Genomic DNA, 4652 nt, shown 5'->3' with positions numbered 1-4652 from the left:
GTTCTCATCGACTATCTGAATATCATGCGCCAATTCAAGAGTACTTAAAGCCAGCTTATCACGCTTCGACGGGTCTATTTCCAGCCTGTCATAAATGAAAGTCCCTTCAGCTTTACTCACAGCGTCTAATATCATCAACCTCGCCGAGTAAATTCCCGGCAATACCATCATTGTTAAACGGTTGAAAAGCCTTAACCGATGTATGGGCAAAGTGGGTGTAATAGATTCATAGATAAATTAATCCTTTAGTTGGTTTGAAATATCAATCCGTAAAAACCGTTAGGAAAACGACTTTTCTTATGTTATATAAGTAGATAGTGTTTGAGGTTTGAAAGCTTGAGGAACTTATAGGCGATTAAATTCTAAGCACTTTTTCAGTGTCTGATTCATCTACCAGGTTAACTTTTCGTAACCGTAAATTGAACCGGACTGAAGTATTCAGGTAGCTACCACGTAGGTAAATGTGTAGCTACTTTGCTATTAGGCTTAAGAACAAATTCTAAGAGTCCAGTAGCAATAGCGCAGGTTTAATCTAGACAAGGATTCGAGTCTAGTCGAGCTGGCGCAGGCAAGGGAGCATTTAGGGGGCTTCTCAATTTCAATCAAATCTTTAGCGGCGGGTCAATAAAAATAAAAGACCTGGCTAAATGTCAATTCGGTTGGATTGAGGAACGCAGTTGCTGCATTTGCGGTAGTGCGTTTAAAGCCGAGTACTTTCAACTCGCGTTGTAGGGCGGGGAGTGTAGTTTGAAGGTGACGGCAAGTAAAATTATTGCGTCAATGTGTAGTAAAATACCAGGTCGTAGTTGGGCTAATGGTTTTGCTCGTTTTTCATTTTTAGTTCTTTTCACATTTTCCTTTTCTACTTTTTCAGCGCCTTTCATCGATGATGAAGTCGTTGATATTGAATCCTTTGACCACTTAACGACGGGATTTCCACTTGATGGATCTCATGCAATTCTTGATTGCGAGGGCTGTCATGTTGGTGGCGTTTTTGATGCGTTGCCAAAAGAATGTGCAAATTGTCATGACGGGGTTTTTGCGGCTGGTGTGTCATCCACCCATATTCCAGTAACGGATGATTGTAACGTTTGTCATACGTCGGTGAACTTTCTGGATGCATCAGCGGGATTGATGGATCACAGCGTTATAGCAGGCACTCCGTGTTCCGGTTGTCATGATGGTGTTACCGCGACAGGTAAGGGTCCAGACCATCTACCGACCACTGCAGAGTGTGATCTTTGTCATAACGTTAACACATGGGTTGTTAGTGGTGCGCCAGACCACTCGTCTTTTCCACCGGGCAGTTGTTATACCTGTCATAATGGTATATCTGCAAGCGGTAAAAATCCTACTCATATTAATAGCACGGACAATTGTGCGTCCTGCCATGAATCTTATCCTGCAGGATGGGCACCGGTGCAGTCATCAGCGGTGGATCACAATGAAGTTATAGGCTCCTGTGCCAGTTGCCATGACAGAGTGACTGCAGGTGGCAAACCAGCAAATCATATTGATACAACCGATGCGTGTGAAGCGTGTCACGCACCAGGACCGACACCCTGGACCCTGTTACTTGGTGTTGATCATTCCCAGGTGATAGGAGCGTGCGAATCGTGCCACAACAATATTGTTGCGCAAGGTAAACCGCCAAATCATATCGCATCTAGTAATGATTGTTTTGCCTGTCACACTGTGACGGCCTGGTCACCGACTGTATTGGTCGATCATACCCAGTTGACGGGCAGTTGTGTGAGTTGCCACAACAATGTTGTTGCAGTGGGCAAACCTGCAAGTCATATAACTACAACAGATCAATGCGATGCCTGTCATGGCATTCCCCCTGCTGGTTTTGCGCCATTGGCGCCAAGTGATGTGGATCATAGCCAGGTTATAGGTACCTGTGAAAGTTGCCACAATGGAACGATAGCCAGAGGCAAGGGGCCTACACACGTCACGACGCTCGAACCCTGTGATGTGTGTCATACAACAAATACATGGTTGGTCAGCTTTGACCACAGTACCGTTGCGGGTCAGGCCTGTAGTTCCTGTCACGATGGTATCCAGGCAACTGGAAAGCATGCATCACATATTAATGCCACGGACATTTGCGAAGCCTGCCATCTTAATACGACCTCGTGGAATCCAGTTGCGTCATCGAATGTTGATCACTCGCAGGTAATTGGTACATGTGCCAGTTGTCATGATGGCGTGATTGCCAGCGGTAAAGGCCCAACGCACATCAATACAACCGACGTATGCGATGCCTGTCACTTATCAGGACCAACACCATGGTTACCTGTTGTTGCTTCGGCAGTTGATCACGGTCATGTTATCGGTTCATGTTTTTCTTGTCATGATGGAACGACAGCATCAGGAAAAGGGCCTACACATATCAGTACCACTGACTTTTGTGAGGCTTGCCATCAGTCAGCACCAACACCGTGGACCCAGGTAGCTCCATCTGCGGTAGATCACAATGAAGTGCTGGGTGTTTGCTCCAGTTGTCATGATGGTTTAATTGCGACAGGCAAGGGGTCGACCCATATTCCCACAACCCAGGAATGTAATGATTGTCACAGTACCCAACAATGGGTACCGGCTGCACCTGACCATACACAGGTGGTGCCTGGCCAGTGTTTCACCTGTCACGATGGTGTAACCGCCAGTGGTAAAGGTCCCAGTCATATTAACAGTTCCAATGTGTGTGATGCCTGTCATGTCGTCTTCCCAGGAACATGGACTCCCGTTGTTGCGGCATCAGTAGATCATACCCAGGTTAATGGTACCTGTAGCAGTTGTCATGACGGCGTAATCGCCAGTGGCAAGAGTGTCAATCATATTAATACCAGCGATGTATGTGATACCTGTCATGCGGCGGGTCCAACGCCCTGGGCGCCGGTCATATTCGTTGATCACAATGAAGTGAATGGGGTATGTTCCAGTTGTCATGACGGTATCATTGCATCTGGTAAACATGCTACACATATAGCAACAACCGCCGAGTGTGATGCGTGTCATTCCACCACTGCCTGGCTTCCGGCTACGGGAGGTTCTGGTGGAGGCGTGCCGGATCACTCGACGTTTGTTGGTAACTGTATTAGTTGTCACGATGGTGTAACGGCCAGTGGTAAAAGTCCAAATCATATACTGAGTACCGATGCCTGTGATTTGTGTCATCAGGTCTTTCCAGCCACCTGGACGCCGCTCCCTGCTGCCGCCGTTGACCACTCGCAAGTTGTTGGAATTTGTTCCTCTTGTCACAACGGAACCGTTGCATCGGGCAAAAGCCCAAATCATATCAACACCACGAATACCTGTGATGCGTGTCATGCTCAGGGACCATCACCCTGGACGCCGGCGTTAACTGTAGAACATGGTAATGTAATTGGTACTTGTTCCAGCTGTCATGACGGCATAACTGCAACCGGCAAACATGCTACACATATAGTAACGACGGCTGATTGTGACACCTGTCATTCGACCACCGCCTGGCTACCCGCTACGGGGGGTTCTGGTGGAGGTGCGCCGGATCACTCGACGTTTGTCGGTAACTGTATTAGCTGTCACGATGGTGTAACGGCCAGTGGTAAAAGTCCAAATCACATATTGAGTACCGATGCCTGTGATTTGTGTCATCAGGTTTTTCCAGCTACCTGGACGCCGCTACCTGCTGCCGCCGTAGACCACTCACAAGTTTCAGGTATCTGTTCAAGCTGCCATAATGGCACGGTTGCATCGGGCAAAAGCCCAAATCATATCAACTCGACGAATACCTGCGATGCGTGTCACGCTCAGGGACCAACACCGTGGACGCCAGCACAAACCGTTGATCACGGTCATGTGATTGGCACTTGTGCGAGTTGTCACAATGGCACTACAGCGACAGGTAAACCGGGTAATCACCCGTCAACCACAGATGTCTGCGATGTTTGTCATAATATTCCTCCAGGCACATGGTTACCGTTTATTTCCCCGCTGGATCATAGCCAGGTACTTGGAACATGCGTCAGTTGTCACGATAATGTCGTTGCTACAGGCAAGCCCGGCAACCATCCACAAACGACAGATCTATGTGAACGCTGTCATAGCACACCGCCGGCGGGTACCTGGTTACCGTACATATCACCGCTGGATCATAGTCAGGTACTGGGTAGTTGTTCCAGTTGTCATAATAACGTAACGGCAACGGGTAAACCGGGTAATCACCCGAATACGACCAATTCCTGTGAGTTTTGCCACAATGTACCACCGTTAACCTGGCTACCTTTTATTACACCGCTGGATCATACGCAGGTTATTGGTACCTGTGCCAGTTGTCACAATAACACTATCGCAACGGGTAAACCCGGGAATCATCCAAATACAAGTGAAGTCTGCGAGAACTGTCATGGTACGCCGCCTCGTGCGTGGGCTAATGTTGCCGGGCTGTTTTCACACGCAGACGCGTTTGGCTTATGTACTGATTGCCACGGTGCGGGAATAGCGCAGGGCAAACCAGGCGGTCACTGCGAACCGGCAGGCCAGTGTAGTGACTGTCACACTACAAACAATTGGGCAGCGTTTGCAGATTGTCCGACGCCATTACCACCACCACCTCCGCCGGGTGCACCGCCACCAGTGGTGCTGCCGCCACCACCACCAGTGGTGCC

Annotated in this window: 1 protein-coding gene; it reads left to right on the top strand. The window is 48.7% G+C overall.

Features of this window, described 5'->3' with window-relative positions; all coding sequences use genetic code 11:
• Positions 1-753: 753 nt before the first annotated feature.
• Positions 754-4652 (top strand): cytochrome c3 family protein (locus tag ACWVCM_RS01740; RefSeq protein ID WP_455199976.1); only part of this gene is annotated, 3899 nt, incomplete at its 3' end.

This window comes from Kaarinaea lacus, from assembly GCF_975902315.1.
This window is presented reverse-complemented; position numbering and strand designations above follow the sequence as displayed.